Origin of the sequence: Xanthomonas sp. SHU 199 (genome assembly GCF_000364665.1) — a bacterium.
GTDB classification, from domain to species: Bacteria; Pseudomonadota; Gammaproteobacteria; order Xanthomonadales; family Xanthomonadaceae; genus Xanthomonas_A; species Xanthomonas_A sontii.
In genome coordinates this window covers 1-723 of the sequence record NZ_AQOI01000703.1, presented here as the reverse complement: position 1 = coordinate 723, position 723 = coordinate 1, and the positions used below count along the sequence as shown (strand labels likewise).

General features: G+C 74.0%; 1 protein-coding gene. It reads left to right on the top strand.

The genetic code is table 11. From position 1 onward, the window contains the following. Positions 1-723: MFS transporter (locus tag D183_RS25390; RefSeq protein WP_017910557.1), on the top strand; the 723-nt coding region annotated here is incomplete at both ends.

Here is a 723-nt window from a genome sequence, read left to right as displayed (position 1 = left end):
TGCTGGCGGCGCTGGCCCGGGTCGAACTGTGGCAGGAACGCCGCGGGCGCACGCCGCTACTGCCGCCGGCCTTGCTGCGGCTGCCCAGCGTGCGCTTCGCGCTGCTGGTGGGCGGGGTGTTCTTCACCTGCTGGAGCGGGTTCATGTTCGTGCTGGCGCTGACCCTGCAGACCGGCGCCGGCCTCTCGCCGCTGCAGTCCGGCAATGCGTTCATCGTGCTGGGCGCGGCCTACTTCGCCTCCGCGCTGGTCAGCGCCCGCGTGGCGGCGCGCTGCGGCCCGCTGCCGACGCTACTGCTGGGCTGCCTGGTGCAGATGCTGGGCCTGCTGGCGCTGGGCTGGACGCTGCACGCCGTGTGGCCGCATCCGGGCGTGCGCAACCTGGCCCCGGCGACCGCACTGATCGGCGCCGGCCAGGCCTGGATCGTGGCCAGCTTCTACCGCATCGGCCTGTCGCAGGTGCCCACCGACCATGCCGGCGCAGGCAGCGCCATGCTCTCCACCATCCTGCAGGCGGCGATGGGCCTGGGCCCGGCGGCGCTGGGCGCGATCTACGCCCACGCCCGTGGTGGCGGCAGCCTGGCCGCGATGCAGGCGGCGCTGAACAGCGAGTGGCTGGCGATGCTGCTGCTGGTGATCTGCGCACTGTTGTATCTGCGCCGGCAGCGTCGCGCGGGGGCAACGGCGACGGCACCGAGCGCCGCGCTGCCGCCGATCGCCGAGT